Below are 15,110 nucleotides of genomic sequence, written 5' to 3' on the forward strand. Positions count from 1 at the left end.
GGTCCGGCCTGCTCAAAAGGAAGGTGACCCATGCGTATTGACCGTTTAACCAGTAAATTACAGTTGGCCCTGTCCGACGCCCAGTCGTTGGCGGTTGGCCACGATCATCCGGCCATCGAGCCGGCGCATTTGATGCAGGCCATGCTTGAACAGCAGGGCGGTTCGATCAAGCCGTTGCTGATGCAAGTAGGCTTCGACGTCAACAGCTTGCGTAAAGAGCTGACCAAAGAGCTCGATCAACTACCGAAAATCCAGAATCCGACCGGCGACGTCAACATGTCGCAGGATCTGGCGCGCCTGCTCAATCAGGCCGACCGTCTGGCTCAGCAGAAGGGCGACCAGTTCATCTCCAGCGAACTGGTGCTGCTCGCCGCGATGGACGAGAACAGCAAGCTCGGCAAGTTGCTGCTCGGCCAAGGCGTGAGCAAAAAAGCCCTGGAAAACGCGATCAACAACCTGCGTGGTGGCGAAGCGGTAAATGACGCCAACCACGAAGAATCGCGTCAGGCCTTGGACAAATACACCGTCGACCTGACCAAGCGCGCCGAAGACGGCAAGCTTGATCCGGTGATCGGCCGTGACGACGAGATCCGCCGCACCATTCAGGTTCTGCAACGCCGCACCAAGAACAACCCGGTGCTGATCGGTGAGCCTGGCGTGGGTAAAACCGCGATCGCCGAAGGGCTGGCGCAGCGCATCATCAACGGCGAAGTGCCGGATGGCCTTAAAGGCAAGCGCCTGCTGTCGCTGGACATGGGCGCGCTGATTGCCGGCGCCAAGTATCGCGGTGAGTTCGAAGAGCGCCTGAAATCGTTGCTCAACGAACTGTCGAAGCAGGAAGGGCAGATCATTCTGTTCATCGACGAACTGCACACCATGGTCGGCGCTGGTAAAGGCGAAGGCTCGATGGACGCTGGCAACATGCTCAAGCCTGCGCTGGCTCGCGGCGAGTTGCACTGCGTCGGCGCGACCACGCTCAACGAGTATCGCCAATATATAGAGAAGGACGCGGCGCTCGAGCGGCGTTTCCAGAAAGTCCTGGTGGACGAGCCGAGCGAAGAAGACACCATCGCCATTCTGCGTGGCCTCAAGGAGCGTTACGAGGTCCACCACAAGGTGGCGATCACCGACGGCGCGATCATTGCCGCAGCGAAACTCAGCCATCGCTACATCACGGATCGGCAGTTGCCGGACAAGGCCATCGACTTGATCGATGAGGCCGCCAGCCGTATCCGCATGGAAATCGACTCCAAACCGGAAGTACTCGATCGTCTGGAGCGGCGCCTGATTCAGTTGAAAGTGGAATCCCAGGCGCTGAAGAAAGAAAGCGACGACGCAGCGAAGAAACGCCTGGAAAAACTCCAGGAAGAAATCGAGCGTCACGAACGTGAGTACTCGGATCTGGAAGAAATCTGGAACTCGGAAAAAGCCGAGGTGCAGGGTTCTGCGCAGATCCAGCAGAAGATCGAACAGTCGCGCCAGGAACTGGAAGCCGCACGCCGCAAAGGCGACCTGAATCGCATGGCGGAGTTGCAGTACGGGGTGATCCCCGATCTGGAGCGCAGCCTGCAAATGGTCGACCAGCACGGCAAGAGCGAAAACCAGTTGCTGCGCAGCAAGGTGACTGAAGAAGAGATTGCCGAAGTCGTGTCGAAGTGGACCGGCATCCCGGTGTCGAAGATGCTCGAAGGCGAGCGCGACAAGCTGATGAAGATGGAGAGCCTGTTGCACAAACGGGTCATCGGTCAGGAAGAAGCGGTCGTGGCTGTGGCCAACGCCGTGCGGCGTTCCCGCGCCGGGCTGTCCGACCCGAATCGTCCGAGCGGCTCGTTCATGTTCCTCGGCCCTACCGGTGTCGGTAAAACCGAGCTGTGCAAGGCCTTGGCCGAATTCCTTTTTGATACCGAAGAGGCGATGGTGCGGATCGACATGTCCGAGTTCATGGAGAAACATTCCGTGGCTCGTCTGATCGGTGCGCCACCGGGCTACGTCGGCTATGAAGAGGGCGGTTATCTGACCGAAGCGGTGCGTCGCAAGCCGTACTCGGTGATCCTCATGGACGAAGTCGAGAAGGCGCACCCGGATGTGTTCAACATCCTTCTGCAAGTGCTTGAGGATGGCCGGCTGACCGACAGTCACGGGCGTACGGTGGACTTCCGCAACACGGTGATCGTGATGACGTCCAACCTCGGGTCGATGCAGATCCAGGAGCTGGTCGGTGATCGCGAGGCGCAGCGCGCTGCTGTGATGGACGCGCTGACGTCGCACTTCCGTCCGGAGTTCATCAACCGGGTCGACGAGGTGGTGATCTTCGAGCCGTTGGCGCGGGATCAGATCGCCGGGATTACCGAGATCCAGTTGGGTCGCCTGCGCAGCCGTCTGGCTGAGCGCGAGCTGAAGCTGGAGCTGAGCCCGGAAGCGATGGACAAGCTGATCGCCGTCGGTTACGACCCGGTGTATGGCGCACGTCCTTTGAAACGGGCGATCCAGCGCTGGATCGAAAACCCGCTGGCACAGTTGATCCTGTCGGGTCATTTCATGCCTGGCGACACCGCCACCGGCAAGGTCGAGAACGACGAAATCGTTTTCGGCTAAGCCTCAGCAGCAATGAAACCGGGAAGGCCTCGCATTGCGAGGCCTTTTTTTCGCCAGGCTGTTGAACTCAAAGGAAAAGGCTTGTAAAGTGCGCCCCGCAGTCAGTCACCGGCAGCGTTTCAACCCACCGGGTTGGAATCTGAAATAAGTTGCAAATCATTAACTTGAAAGCAATTTAGGGGGTTGACAGAGGTGTTCTAGGTTGTAGAATAGCGCGCCTCAGACACACGAACGCAGCGATGCGAACGGGTGGCGAGATGCAACAAAGCTTCACCGCTGTAAATTGAAATATGTAGTTCCGTGATAGCTCAGTCGGTAGAGCAAATGACTGTTAATCATTGGGTCCCAGGTTCGAGTCCTGGTCACGGAGCCAATTTCAAACCGGGGTATAGCGCAGTCCGGTAGCGCGCCTGCTTTGGGAGCAGGATGTCAGGAGTTCGAATCCCCTTACCCCGACCATATTTGGGTCGTTAGCTCAGTTGGTAGAGCAGTTGGCTTTTAACCAATTGGTCGTAGGTTCGAATCCCACACGACCCACCATTTTTGAAACCAGTTTGCGCTGGGATCGAATCTTAAGATCAGAGGCCAAAAGCGCTGATCGAAGAAGGCGATCTTTGAAAGGTCGCCTTTTTTTTACCGGGGTATAGCGCAGTCCGGTAGCGCGCCTGCTTTGGGAGCAGGATGTCAGGAGTTCGAATCCCCTTACCCCGACCATATTGAAAATCCTCGTATCGAAAGATACGGGGATTTTTTTTGCCTGCCGAAAGCTGAATCCCTTCAAGTCGTCATACAACCTGCCGATAGCCCGCTAACACGAGGGGACTGCCAACGCTTCGCCCCTTGATCTGGCCATTACAAGAATAAGGGCGTTCGTCATGTTGCTTCGTCAGTTGAATATTGCTCCCCGGGCTGCCCTGGGATTTGCCCTGATCGCGGTGTTGGTGGCCTTGCTCGGCGTGTTTGCGCTGGGACAGATGTCGAGCATTCGCGACAGTGAGGTGGCGGTGGAGAACCGTTGGTTGCCGAGCATCCGTGGCGGCGACGAGATCCGCGAACTGATGCTGCGCATCCGCACCATCTCCCTGCGCATGGCGCTCGATCAGGATCCGGCCAATATCGCCACCTATCGCGGCCAGATGGACACCCGCGACAAGGAACTGAGCGAGAAGATCGCCGCCTACGACAAACTGGTCGACACTGCCGAAGGTCAGCAGCTGTATGACCAGTTCAAGAAAACCTTCGCCGCCTATCGCACCGGCATTGCCCAGTCGTTCACCCTCGCTGAGCAAGGCAAGCGTGACGAGCTGACCAAATTGCTGCTGGTTGACATGAAGACCGTGGTCGACGGCTCCGGCAAACAGCTCAATGATCTCGCCGATCTGTTCGCCCGCCAGGTCGCTGCCGAAAGCGAGAAGTCCGCCGCGCATTATGAAACCTCGCGCACCATCGTTACTCTTTTCATTGCCTTGGCAGCGCTGGCCACGGTGGCGCTGGCGATGTTGCTCACGCGCAGTATCGTGCGCCCGCTGAGCAGCGCCGTGGATGCCGCTGAAAGTGTCGCTAAGGGCGATCTAACCCGACCGATCGAAACCCATGGCAACGACGAAGTCAGCCGCTTGCTCAAGGCCTTGGCGACGATGCAACAGAACCTGCGCGAGACCCTGCAAGGTATCAGCGGCTCAGCTACGCAACTGGCCACCGCTGCGGATGAACTGAGCGCCGTTACCATCGACAGCACCCAAGGCTTGCAAGAGCAGAACAACGAAATCGAACAGGCCGCCACTGCGGTTAACGAGATGACCGCTGCGGTGGAGGAGGTCGCGCGCAACGCGGTGTCGACGTCCGATGCCACGCGCCAGTCCAGTCAGTCGGCGCAATTGGGCCAGGAGCGCGTCAGCGAAACCGCCAGCGCGATCAATGCGCTGGCCAGTGATGTGCAGAACACCGGTGAACTGGTGCAGTCGCTGGCCAATCAGTCGCAGGACATCGGCAAGGTTCTGGACGTGATTCGCGCCATCGCCGAGCAGACCAATCTGCTGGCGCTCAACGCTGCCATCGAAGCGGCTCGTGCGGGCGAAAGCGGTCGAGGTTTTGCGGTGGTGGCCGACGAGGTGCGCGCGCTGGCGTATCGCACCCAGCAATCGACGCAGGAAATCGAACAGATGGTGCAAGGCATGCGCAGCGGTTCGAGCCAGGCGCTGGAGTCAATGCAGGCCAGCGCATCTCGTGCGGCGAGCACGCTGATTCTGGCAGAGCGGGCGGGTGAGGCGTTGGTGACGATCACGGCGTCGGTGCACGAGATTCACGAGCGCAACCTCGTGATCGCCAGCGCTGCCGAGGAGCAGGCGCAGGTGGCGCGGGAAGTGGATCGCAATCTGGTGAACATTCGCGACCTGTCGGTGCGTTCGGCTGCGGGGGCTGATCAGACCAGCGCGTCGAGCCATGAGCTGTCGCAGCTGGCCAATGCACTGCAGGGCATGGTGCGGCGCTTCCAGCTCTGATGAACAGCGATTCATTGCAGGCCTTCGCCTACTGATTTGCGCACAACACGAAACAATGTGGGAGCGAGCTTGCTCGCGAAGCGGCCGAATCATTCAACGACAGTGTTGACTGACCCACCGCTTTCGCGAGCAAGCTCGCTCCCACAGGTTGGCGCTTTAGTGCAGTTTCAGACGCGGTTCGGTGCCACGACCAATCTTGCTGCCCAGCATCAGCATCGCCGTGCGGAACGGGCCGTACAGTGCCATCTGGTGCATGCGGTACAGCGACACATAGAACATCCGCGCCAGCCAGCCTTCGAGCATCACGCTGCCGGTCAGGTTACCCATCAAGTTACCCACAGCAGAAAAACGCGACAGCGAGATCAGCGAGCCGTAGTCGGTGTATTTGTACTCCGGCAGGGTCTTGCCTTCGATGCGCAGTTTCAGCGACTTGGCCAGCAACGAGGCTTGTTGATGCGCCGCTTGTGCCCGTGGCGGCACGTTGCGATCAGTGCCCGGTTGCGGACAGGCCGCGCAGTCACCGAAGGCAAAGATGTTTTCGTCGCGAGTGGTTTGCAGAGTCGGCAGCACTTGCAGCTGATTGATGCGGTTGGTTTCCAGACCGTCGATGTCCTTGAGGAAACCCGGTGCGCGAATGCCGGCAGCCCAGACTTTCAGGCTGGCCTTGATCTCGTTGCCATCGGCGGTGATCAGGCTGTCGGCAGTCACTTCGCTGACTGCTGCGTTGGTCATCACATTGACCCCGAGCTTCTCCAGGGTTTTGTGCACCGGCCCGCTGATGCGCTCCGGCAGGGCAGGCAGCACCCGTGGGCCGGCTTCGATCAGCGTGATGTGCATGTTTTCCGGTTTGATCCGGTCCAGACCATAAGCGGCCAATTCATGGGCGGCGTTGTGCAGCTCTGCCGCCAGTTCGACGCCAGTGGCGCCAGCGCCGACGATGGCCACGCTGATCTGCTCTACCACATCGGTCTGCCCGGCGTGGGCGCGCAGATAGTGATTGAGCAATTGCTGGTGGAAGCGCTCAGCCTGTTTGCGCGTATCGAGGAACAGGCAATGCTGCGCCGCGCCCTGGGTGCCGAAATCGTTGGTGGTGCTGCCGACGCTGATCACCAGCGAGTCATAAGCCACTTCACGCGCCGGCACCAGCTCGACGCCGTTTTCGTCATAGGTCGCGGCCAACTGGATTTTCTTCTGCGCGCGATCGAGCCCGCTCATGCGCCCGAGCTGGAACTCGAAGTGGTTCCATTTCGCCTGGGCGACATAGTTGAGTTCGTCTTCGGAGGAGTTCAGGGAACCGGCGGCCACTTCGTGCAGCAGCGGCTTCCAGATGTGGGTCAGGTTCGCGTCGACCAGCATCACGCTGGCCGTGCCGCGCTTGCCCAGAGTCTTACCCAGGCGGGTAGCCAACTCCAGACCGCCGGCGCCGCCGCCGACAATGACAATACGATGGGACATAGGGATAACTCGCAAGGTTTTTAAAGGAAATCGGTGCGGTTACCCGAGGGAGCGCAAGGCAGCTCATAACGTCAGGTAACTGATAAATCGGCTCAACAGGCCCAGACCAATGGTCACTGCCAGCACCAGCACCAGGAGCATCCACGGCCGGAAAGGCCGGCGCTCGACACGGTGTTGGGACAGTTGCAGGTACTCTTCGACATGCTTTTGGTCTTCGGGGTTCAGGCGGCTGGTCATATTTGCCTCGTCAGGTAGACGTTACTGAATGAGCACAGGCTACAGCGGTTTTCAGCCCGGATTGAACGCAGCGTAGCCACTGTCCGGAACCGGTTCGACGCACACGCTATCGTCGAGACGAATGATGCCGCTTTGTAACACCCGGGCGGTGATCCCGCCATGCCCGCGCACGGCTTGAAAAGTGCCCGGGCCGAGGTTGTTCTGCAAGCGTGCGCAGGGCTGACACCAGCCAGTGGTTTCGAGTATCGCTTGCCCGATGCGAAAGCGCCGCCCCTTCAGGCTAAACAAATTGATTCCGCTTATAACGAGATTGCGCCGCAGATCTTCAGGCCGGACCGGCTGGTCAGCGGGACGGCCCATCAATGCATTGATCACCGCCAAGTGCTCCCACTGAATCAGCGTCACCTGTCGCGCATTGCGAACTCCCGGGCGGGCGTGGTCGCCGGTGAGCCCGGCCTCCAGCCGCGCCTCGACCGCGTCCAGCTCAAGCATCGGCCCACGGGATTCTGGACGCACACCGATCCAGCGCACGCGACCGGTTTGCGGAACCTCGGCGATCAACTGCTGCAGCGGCGTCACAGGCTTATGCCCACGTCGAACACAATGCTGCGGCCGAGGTTGCTGCGCAGAAAGTCTGGTGCGTCGGGGTGGGCGAACAACACGCGGGCGAATGTCGGGCCGACCAGCGACAGCGAGCGCCAGCCCTGACGCAGGTATTCGGTCGGTGGCGGGAAATGACTGTTGAGATCCAGCACTTCGCGTTTGAGGCTGGCGAAGGCGATGATGTCCAGCTCACCCAGATCCATGCCGCGTTCCTTGTAGTTGTGCGCCTTCTTGCGCAGGGTTGGCGCCAGACGCAGGAGAAATTCATTGGCCGGGATGCGCTTGGGTTTGGCTTCGCGGCGCACCAGTTGGCTCAGGGAAAACGCGCTGCGCCGACGCTGCAATTCGTCGCGCCACTCGTCATTCAGACGGCGGCCTTCATCGAGGACGAAAAAAACTTCGAAATTGGCATCGCGGAACAACACGTCCGGCGGCTCACCCGCCGGGGCGAACTCATCGGCGCGGTAGGGTATGTTCAGACCTTGCAGCAGGCGCTGGCAGACCCAACGCTCACGCTCCCATTTGCGGGCATTGGACAGGAACGCGTTGGCCTGCTCGGCCGCGATGGTCAGCAGGCGTAAATAATCTGAATCATCCATAAGCCCAAGCTTAGCGTCCAAATGCGACAAGCAGATAGCTTTGCATCGGCTGGTGCACATACATCAGCGGTGTAGACTGCGACAAAGCGGTAAGCCCATGGAGAAGGTGAGGGAATCATGATCGGTGCCGAACTGCTGTCCTCGGCAAGCCTGACGCTCGGCTGGCTGATTTATCTGCCGGTGCTGCTCTGGGCGATCATGCGTGCGCCATGGGTTGAGCTGTTCAGCGACAGTCGCCGGCAGCACTTGCTGTTCGGCACGGTGTTCGCGCTGTTTCTGCTGTGGCTGGTGCGCAGGGATTTCGACACTGGCGTGTCTTATCACTTCATCGGCATGACGGCCGTGACGCTGCTGCTCGATTGGCCGCTGGCGATCGTCGGCGGGCTGGTTGCGCAGATGGGGCTGGTGCTGCTGGGGCGTCAGGACCTGGCTGCGGTGGGCGTCAATGGCGCGTTGCTGATTCTGCTGCCAGTGCTGATCACCGAATGCGTGGCAATCCTCGTGGAGCGTGCGCAGCCACGCAATCCATTCGTTTACATCTTCTGTTCCGGTTTCTTCGCCGCTGCGTTGTCAGGCCTGTTATGCCTGATTCTGAGCCTGACGTTGCTTTGGTACGACGGCCTCTTTGCCATGCCGGAATGGCTGGAAGATTTCGTCGGCTACCTGTGGTTGCTGCTGTTTCCCGAGGCCTTTATCAACGGCATGGTTGTCAGCGCGTTGGTGGTGTTCTGCCCGGAATGGCTGGAGACCTTCAACCGCACCCGTTACCTTTCAGCGCCGTGGAAGGACGACGATCCGAAGTCTTGATCCACATCAAACCGGCCATGCCGCAGAGATTTCATGCTCGCGCAAATCCCTTCAGGAGCAGTGGCATGGGCGTGTACGAATGGGCGCGGCAGGAAACCCGGCAGAGTCTGGAGCTGGCGCAGGAGGTGGGCTTTGACCCGGGCCTGAGTTTGCGCGCCCTGCTCAGCGCCGTGGTGCAGCAGAGCAAGGCCGTGCGCAATGCCGAAGACCTGGCCGACGAGTTGCGCTTTCTCGCGGAGAACCTCGACGACAGTCAGGACTACGGCTTTATGCGGCCCTGATCAGCGATCAGTGACGCGGATCGAAATCGCCGGAAAACAGCTCGTCTTCGGCATCCGGGGCGACCGGAATCTTGTGCTCTTCCGAGGCCCAGGCGCCCAGGTCGATCAGTTTGCAGCGATCGGAGCAGAACGGACGGAATTTGTTCGCCGGGGTGAATTCGACGGGGGCGCCGCAGGTTGGGCATTCAACGGTTGGAATCTGGCTCATGCTTGGCCTCCGGATAAAGTCAGATAAAAGTGATGCAGACGCTCGACCTCGCTGTGCAGCCAGGCGAGGTCGCGGTCGTTGACGATCACATCGTCGGCACGGCTCACGCGGTCTTCACGGCTCGATTGCGCCTTGAGGATCGCCTGCACTTGTTGTTCGCTGGTCTGGTCACGCTGCAAGGTGCGTTCGATCTGCAGTTGTTGCGGCGCATCGATGACCAGAATGCGCTGGGTCATCGCGTATTGCCCGGACTCGATCAGCAGCGGTGAAACCAGAATCGCGTAAGGCGATTTTGCCTGCGCCAGATGATGAGCGATTTCTTCGCCGATCAACGGATGCAGCAGCGCTTCAAGCCAACGCCGCTGTTCAGGGTCTTCAAAAATCAGTTTGCGCAGGGCGGCACGGTCCAGTGTGCCGTCGGCCTGCAACACGCCGGAACCGAAATGCTCGGCGATTTTCGCCAGCGCCGGACGCCCCGGTTCGACTACCCAGCGCGCCGCATGATCGGCATCCACCACGTGCACGCCGAGGTCGATGAAGTGCTGCGCCGCCGCGCTTTTGCCGCTGCCGATGCCGCCGGTCAGGCCGAGGATCCAGGGTTTTTCCACAGGGGTATTCATTTCAAACCGACAGACTGCCAATAGAAGTCGGTTATTTGACCACCCCAGAGCAAGGCAATCCAGCCGGCAATTGCCAGAAAGGGTCCGAAGGGGATCGGCGTCGAGGTTGCCTGGGCGCGCAGACGCAGCATGACGACGCCCAAAATCGCTCCCACCAAGGATGACAACAGAATCGTCAGCGGCAGAATCTGCCAGCCACCCCAAGCGCCAAGCAAGGCCAGCAGCTTGAAATCGCCATGACCGATGCCGTCCTTGCCGGTGAGCAGTTTGAACAGCCAGAACACCGACCACAGCGCCAGATAACCCGCGACCGCACCCCACAACGCATCGGGCAACGCCACGAACACGCCGAAGCTGTTGACGATCAGCCCCAGCCACAGCAGCGGCAGCACCAGCACATCGGGCAGCAGCTGATGTTCGCAGTCGATCAGACTCATCGCCAGCAAGCCCCACGTCAGCAAGATCAGCAAGCCCGCCGGCCAGCCGAAGCCCAGATGCCAGGCGATGAATGCCGACAGCAGGCCGCAGGCCAGTTCGGTCAGCGGGTAGCGTTTACTGATCGGCGCCGAACAGGCCGAGCAGCGCCCGCGCAGCAGCAGATAACTGAGCAGCGGAATGTTTTCCCACGGGCGGATCCGGTGTCCGCAATGCGGGCACGCGGAGTGCGGCAGCATCAGGTTGTAGGTCGGCACGGGCGTTTCGCTGGGCAGGCCGAGCACATCATGGGCTTGCTGGCGCCAGTCGCGCTCGAGCATTTTCGGCAGGCGCCAGACCACAACATTGAGGAAGCTGCCGACCACCAGCCCGAGCAGCAGCGCGCTGACCGCAAAGGCCAGCGGATACACAGCAAACAGTTCATCGATAGGCATGTCAGATCGCTGAGCCGAGTTGGAAGATCGGCAGGTACATGGCCACCACCAGTCCACCGACGATGACCCCCAGTACCACCATGATGAACGGCTCCATCAGGCTGGTGAGGTTGTCGACCATGTTATCGACTTCCGCTTCATAAAAACCGGCGACCTTGTCGAGCATGTCATCCAGTGCGCCCGATTCCTCGCCGATGGCGGTCATCTGCACCGCCATGTTCGGAAATACACCGGTGCTGCGCATCGAAAAATTCAGCTGCATGCCGGTCGAGACGTCCTGCCGCACGCGCAGCACCGCGCGCTTGAACACCACGTTGCCGGTGGCGCCGGCGACCGAATCCAGCGCTTCCACCAATGGCACCCCGGCGGCGAAAGTGGTCGACAGGGTGCGGGCAAAGCGGGCAACGGCGGACTTGTACATCAAGGTGCCCACCAGTGGCAGCTTCAGCAGCCAGGCATCGCGCCGGTCGCGCAGGGCCTGCGAAGTCTTCAACGCGTGGCGAGTGCCGAAAAACGCTGCCACCAGCGCAAAAAGAATCGCCCACCACCACTGCTGCATGAATTCCGACAGGCTGATGATCATCAGGGTGAAGCCCGGCAGTTCGGCGCCGAACCCGGAGAATACCGACTGGAACTGCGGCACTACCTTGACCAGCAGAATGCCGGTCACCACCGCCGCCACCAGCACCACGGCGGTGGGGTAGGTCATGGCCTTCTTGATCTTGGCCTTGAGCGCTTCGCTTTTTTCCTTATAGGTCGCGACCCGTTCGAGCAAAGTGTCGAGGGCACCAGACTGTTCGCCGGCGTCGACCAGGTTGCAGTACAACTCGTCGAAGTATTGCGGCTTCTTGCGCAGGGCCGTGGCGAAGCTGTTACCGGCGGCGACCTCCTGTTTGACCTCGTCGACCAGCTTGCGCATGGCCGGGTTTTCGAAGCCCTCGCCGATGATGTCGAAGGACTGCAACAGCGGTACACCGGCCTTCATCATCGTTGCCATCTGCCGGGTGAACAGGGCGATGTCCTGCGGTTTGATGCGTTTGCCCAAGCTCAGCAGGGAAGCGGATTTCTTGCGCACCTTGCCCGGGTTGATCCCTTGTTTGCGCAGCTGTGCCTTGATCAGTGCGGGGTTCTGCCCGCTCAACTCGCCGCTGACTTTACTGCCTTTGCGGTCGGTGCCTTCCCAGGCGTAAACGCTGACTTTCGCTGCCTTGACCGCCATGTTCAATCCTTGGTGACCCGGTTGATTTCCTCAAGGCTGGTGATGCCTTGCATCGCCTTGTGCAGCCCGGAGGTGCGCAGATCGGCGAAACCGTCGCGGCGCATCTGAATGTCGATTTCCAGCGAATTGCCCTCGGCCATGATCAGCCGTTGCAGGTCCGGTGTGTTCTTTACCACTTCATAAATCCCCACGCGTCCTTTGTAACCGCCATTGCAGTGATCGCAACCGACCGGCTCGTAGATCGTGAAATGGCCGATGCGTTCCTCGGGGAAGCCTTCCTTGAGCAAGGTTTCGTGCGGGATTTCCAGCGGCCGCTTGCAGTGTGCGCACAACTTGCGCGCCAGGCGCTGGGCGATGATCAGGCTGACCGAGGTGGCAATGTTGAAACCGGGAATGCCCATGTTGTGCAGGCGCGTGAGGGTTTCCGCTGCGCTGTTGGTGTGCAGGGTCGACAGCACCAGGTGGCCGGTCTGCGCGGCCTTGATCGCGATCTCGGCGGTTTCCAGATCGCGGATCTCGCCGACCATGATCACGTCCGGGTCCTGACGCAGAAATGAGCGCAGCGCCTGGGCGAAGTCCAGCCCTTGGCGGGGATTGACGTTGACTTGGTTGATGCCTTCCATGTTGATTTCCACCGGGTCTTCGGCGGTGGAAATGTTGATGTCGACGGTGTTGAGAATGTTCAGCCCGGTGTACAGCGACACGGTTTTACCGGAACCGGTGGGGCCGGTGACCAGAATCATCCCTTGCGGCTGTTTCAGCGCGGCCAGGTACAAGGCTTTTTGTTCGGCTTCGTAGCCCAGCGCATCGATGCCCATTTGTGCACTGGACGGGTCGAGAATCCGGATCACCACTTTTTCGCCCCACAGGGTCGGCAGGGTGTTGACGCGAAAATCGATGGATTTGCTTTTCGACAGGCGCATCTTGATCCGCCCGTCCTGGGGTTTGCGTCGTTCGGAAATGTCCAGACTGGCCATGACCTTCAAACGTGCGGCAATACGCCCGGACAACTGGATCGGCGGCTTGGCGACCTCGCGCAGCATGCCGTCGGTGCGCATGCGCACCCGATAGTTTTTTTCGTACGGCTCGAAATGCAGGTCGGAGGAGCCACTCTTGATCGCATCGAGCAGCATCTTGTGCACGAAGCGTACGACCGGGGCATCGTCGGCATCGAGGCCGATCACGTCCTGTTTGTTGTCATCAATGGACTCGACGTCGAGGCCGTCGAGATCGACATCGGCCATTTCCTCCAGGCCCGAGGCGTGGCTGTCGAAGAACTTGTCGATGGCGTCGCTGAGTTTGTCGTCCTCGACCAGAATCGCTTCGGTACTCAGACCGGTGCTGAACTGGATGTCGCTGATCGCCTGCTGATTGCTCGGGTCGGAAAGGCCCACGAACAATTTGTTGCCGCGCCGCCACAAGGGCAGGGCGCAGTGCTGACGAACCAGTTTTTCACTGACCAGGCCCTTGGGCTGAGTCTCCTTGTCGAGGCAGCTGAGATCGAGCAGGGCCATGCCGAAATGTTCGGAAGCGATCTCGGCAATTTGCCGGCTATTGACCAGTTTGTTGTGTACCAGGTAATTGACCAGCGAGACGCGATTGCGCTGGGCCTGCGCCCAGGATTGCCGGGCAGTTGTTTCCGTAAGCAGTTCGGCCTGGACCAATTGCTTGGCCAGACCGCTCAGAGCGATGTCATTCATGGGGATTCCGCACGCTTGCCGTTCATGACTTATAGCCTAGTCAAGTGACAGCGCCAAACACGGCCGGTGCAGGTGACAAAAAGTGTCAGATAGTGCGGTTGCGGGTTGTAGGAAACGGCGCAGGAAATTGCGCGCGCCCAGCAGGCGGGGCCTGAAAGGCGTTGGCATGGGCTGTGCTGAGCCTTGTTCAGATCATGAGATTTCGACTCATGCATGGAGCGTGTCTATGAAAAAACAACAAGGTTTTACACTGATCGAGCTGCTGATCGTCGTGGCGATCATCGGCATTCTGGCGACTATCGCCCTGCCTCAGTATTCGAAGTATCAGGCGCGGTCGAAGGTGACGGCGGGGTTGGCGGAGATTACTGCGCTGAAGGTTCCCTTTGAAGATACGATCAATCAGGGAACGGCCCCGGATATCACTAATGTGGCCAACGGTACGACGACTACTTCCAACTGCACGTTGGCGGTTACAGGCACGGCGGCGACAGGCGCAGGTACGATCACCTGCACCTTGTTGAACGCTCCGGGGCCGGTGCTGGGCAAAACCATTACGCTTACCCGTTCCGGCGCCGCCACCGGTAACACATCGGGTGCCTGGACATGCGGAACGACGGTCAACGCTGACTATTCTCCGCGCGGCTGCACTGCGAGCGGTACGTAACTCGGTTCGCGCCTGAAGCCAAAATGCCCCGCACTGCGGGGCATTTTTCATATCGCGACCACTTAACAAAAGCTCCAATAATTTCAGCAGCTTATGAACTTTCCGAAAAACCGCAACTTGCATGCGAAATTGCGTTGAGTCATGCATTTTGCATGAAAACGAAAATCAGGGTTTTTCATAACTTGTTGTTTTAAAAGGGTTTTATACGACAGAAGAAGTTGGCACAGCGTTCGCAATATCTCCGGTAACCCTGCTGACAAGCGTTACAGCAGACTTCCAGTAAAAACAGGAGTTACTCGTATGAAGAAGTTCGCTATCACTGCCGCTGCTACCGCTCTGACCCTGACCATGGCTGGTGGCGCTTTCGCCCAGTCCGCTCAGGCTACCCAAGCGCCAATGGTTCTGGCTGCCGGTGAAGTTACCGAAATGAAACAAGATACCAGCGACACCTGGATCACCACCAAGGTCAAAGCTGACCTGGTTACCGAAAAAGGCATTCCAGGCACCGACATCAAAGTTGAAACCAACAAGGGTGTAGTTTCCCTGTCGTCGACCACTGCGGTAACCGAGTCGCAGAAAGAAGTCGCCGTAGGCATTGCCAAGAAAATCAAAGGCGTTAAAGCGGTCTCCGCTGATGGCCTGAAAGCCGAGTAAGGCAAGACTTCTCGCCTGAACCGGGAGAAGACGCGACAGACGGGCCGAGCAATACGTCTGCCGCAACTTTAGAGTTCATGCGAACGGTCACACGGATG

At 59.5% G+C, this 15,110-nt stretch carries 15 protein-coding genes, 4 tRNA genes and 1 pseudogene; 10 read left to right on the top strand and 10 right to left on the bottom strand.

Features of this window, described 5'->3' with window-relative positions:
* Positions 1 to 30 precede the first annotated feature (30 nt).
* The 6 genes from clpB (at position 31) to J5M66_RS11050 (ending at position 5,096) form a co-directional block, all read left to right on the top strand.
* Positions 31 to 2,595, top strand: a complete 2,565-nt coding sequence (clpB, locus tag J5M66_RS11025; RefSeq protein ID WP_073475480.1) for an ATP-dependent chaperone ClpB — start codon at positions 31 to 33, stop codon at positions 2,593 to 2,595.
* 297 nt (positions 2,596 to 2,892) lie between these two features.
* A tRNA-Asn gene (locus J5M66_RS11030) sits at positions 2,893 to 2,968 on the top strand.
* Between the two features lie 9 nt (positions 2,969 to 2,977).
* Positions 2,978 to 3,054 (top strand) — tRNA-Pro (locus tag J5M66_RS11035).
* A gap of 5 nt (positions 3,055 to 3,059) precedes the next feature.
* Positions 3,060 to 3,135, top strand: a tRNA-Lys gene (locus J5M66_RS11040).
* Between the two features lie 97 nt (positions 3,136 to 3,232).
* Positions 3,233 to 3,309, top strand: a tRNA-Pro gene (locus J5M66_RS11045).
* A 161-nt stretch (positions 3,310 to 3,470) separates the two neighbouring features.
* Positions 3,471 to 5,096 (top strand): methyl-accepting chemotaxis protein, encoded by a 1,626-nt coding sequence (locus J5M66_RS11050; RefSeq protein ID WP_207808194.1) that lies wholly within the window; start codon positions 3,471 to 3,473, stop codon positions 5,094 to 5,096.
* Positions 5,097 to 5,154: 58 nt separating this feature from the next.
* On the opposite strand, the pseudogene J5M66_RS26960 reads toward J5M66_RS11050, so the two are convergent.
* The 5 genes and pseudogenes from J5M66_RS26960 to J5M66_RS11070 all read right to left on the bottom strand — a co-directional run.
* A pseudogene (locus J5M66_RS26960) lies at positions 5,155 to 5,241 on the bottom strand (metal ABC transporter ATP-binding protein); the annotation flags it as partial.
* A gap of 11 nt (positions 5,242 to 5,252) precedes the next feature.
* Positions 5,253 to 6,551: an NAD(P)/FAD-dependent oxidoreductase gene (locus tag J5M66_RS11055; RefSeq protein WP_016773144.1), complete on the bottom strand. Its 1,299-nt coding sequence runs from the start codon at positions 6,549 to 6,551 to the stop codon at positions 5,253 to 5,255.
* 63 nt (positions 6,552 to 6,614) lie between these two features.
* Positions 6,615 to 6,788 (bottom strand): DUF3094 domain-containing protein, encoded by a 174-nt coding sequence (locus J5M66_RS11060; RefSeq protein ID WP_007909875.1) that lies wholly within the window; start codon positions 6,786 to 6,788, stop codon positions 6,615 to 6,617.
* A 51-nt stretch (positions 6,789 to 6,839) separates the two neighbouring features.
* Entirely contained in the window at positions 6,840 to 7,367 is a 528-nt protein-coding gene (locus J5M66_RS11065; protein ID WP_016773146.1) for an MOSC domain-containing protein, read from the bottom strand.
* A complete protein-coding gene (locus J5M66_RS11070) occupies positions 7,364 to 7,990 on the bottom strand; it encodes a DUF1780 domain-containing protein (RefSeq protein WP_007909887.1) in 627 nt (208 codons plus the stop codon). The genes J5M66_RS11065 and J5M66_RS11070 overlap by 4 nt, the downstream gene beginning before the upstream one ends.
* A 117-nt stretch (positions 7,991 to 8,107) precedes the next feature.
* On the opposite strand from J5M66_RS11070, the gene J5M66_RS11075 reads away from it, so the two are divergent.
* On the top strand, positions 8,108 to 8,797 hold the full coding sequence (locus J5M66_RS11075) for an energy-coupling factor ABC transporter permease (RefSeq protein ID WP_016773147.1): 690 nt from the start codon (positions 8,108 to 8,110) through the stop codon (positions 8,795 to 8,797).
* 65 nt (positions 8,798 to 8,862) lie between these two features.
* Positions 8,863 to 9,078: a hypothetical protein gene (locus J5M66_RS11080; RefSeq protein WP_016773148.1), complete on the top strand. Its 216-nt coding sequence runs from the start codon at positions 8,863 to 8,865 to the stop codon at positions 9,076 to 9,078.
* 7 nt (positions 9,079 to 9,085) lie between these two features.
* On the opposite strand, the gene yacG is transcribed toward J5M66_RS11080, so the two are convergent.
* The 5 genes from yacG to pilB are packed head-to-tail and all read right to left on the bottom strand — an operon-like array spanning position 9,086 to position 13,694.
* Positions 9,086 to 9,286, bottom strand: a complete 201-nt coding sequence (gene yacG / locus J5M66_RS11085) for a DNA gyrase inhibitor YacG (RefSeq protein WP_016773149.1) — start codon at positions 9,284 to 9,286, stop codon at positions 9,086 to 9,088.
* Positions 9,283 to 9,906 (bottom strand): dephospho-CoA kinase, encoded by a 624-nt coding sequence (coaE, locus tag J5M66_RS11090; protein WP_130887103.1) that lies wholly within the window; start codon positions 9,904 to 9,906, stop codon positions 9,283 to 9,285. Before coaE ends, yacG begins: the two co-directional genes overlap by 4 nt.
* Complete coding sequence (locus J5M66_RS11095) at positions 9,903 to 10,775, bottom strand: A24 family peptidase (RefSeq protein ID WP_206421552.1); 873 nt, start codon at positions 10,773 to 10,775, stop codon at positions 9,903 to 9,905. Before J5M66_RS11095 ends, coaE begins: the two co-directional genes overlap by 4 nt.
* Position 10,776: 1 nt before the next feature.
* A complete protein-coding gene (locus tag J5M66_RS11100) occupies positions 10,777 to 11,994 on the bottom strand; it encodes a type II secretion system F family protein (protein ID WP_024014342.1) in 1,218 nt (405 codons plus the stop codon).
* Between the two features lie 2 nt (positions 11,995 to 11,996).
* Positions 11,997 to 13,694, bottom strand: coding sequence for a type IV-A pilus assembly ATPase PilB (gene pilB / locus J5M66_RS11105; RefSeq protein ID WP_207808193.1), 1,698 nt, complete (start codon positions 13,692 to 13,694; stop codon positions 11,997 to 11,999).
* Positions 13,695 to 13,920: 226 nt separating this feature from the next.
* On the opposite strand from pilB, the gene J5M66_RS11110 reads away from it, so the two are divergent.
* Entirely contained in the window at positions 13,921 to 14,358 is a 438-nt protein-coding gene (locus J5M66_RS11110; RefSeq protein ID WP_122698547.1) for a pilin, read from the top strand.
* A 300-nt stretch (positions 14,359 to 14,658) separates the two neighbouring features.
* Entirely contained in the window at positions 14,659 to 15,012 is a 354-nt protein-coding gene (locus J5M66_RS11115) for a BON domain-containing protein (protein ID WP_016773155.1), read from the top strand.
* Positions 15,013 to 15,110 lie beyond the last annotated feature (98 nt).

Origin of the sequence: Pseudomonas sp. 67(2021), from assembly GCF_017491835.1 — a bacterium.
Taxonomy (GTDB): domain Bacteria; phylum Pseudomonadota; class Gammaproteobacteria; order Pseudomonadales; family Pseudomonadaceae; genus Aquipseudomonas; species Aquipseudomonas atacamensis.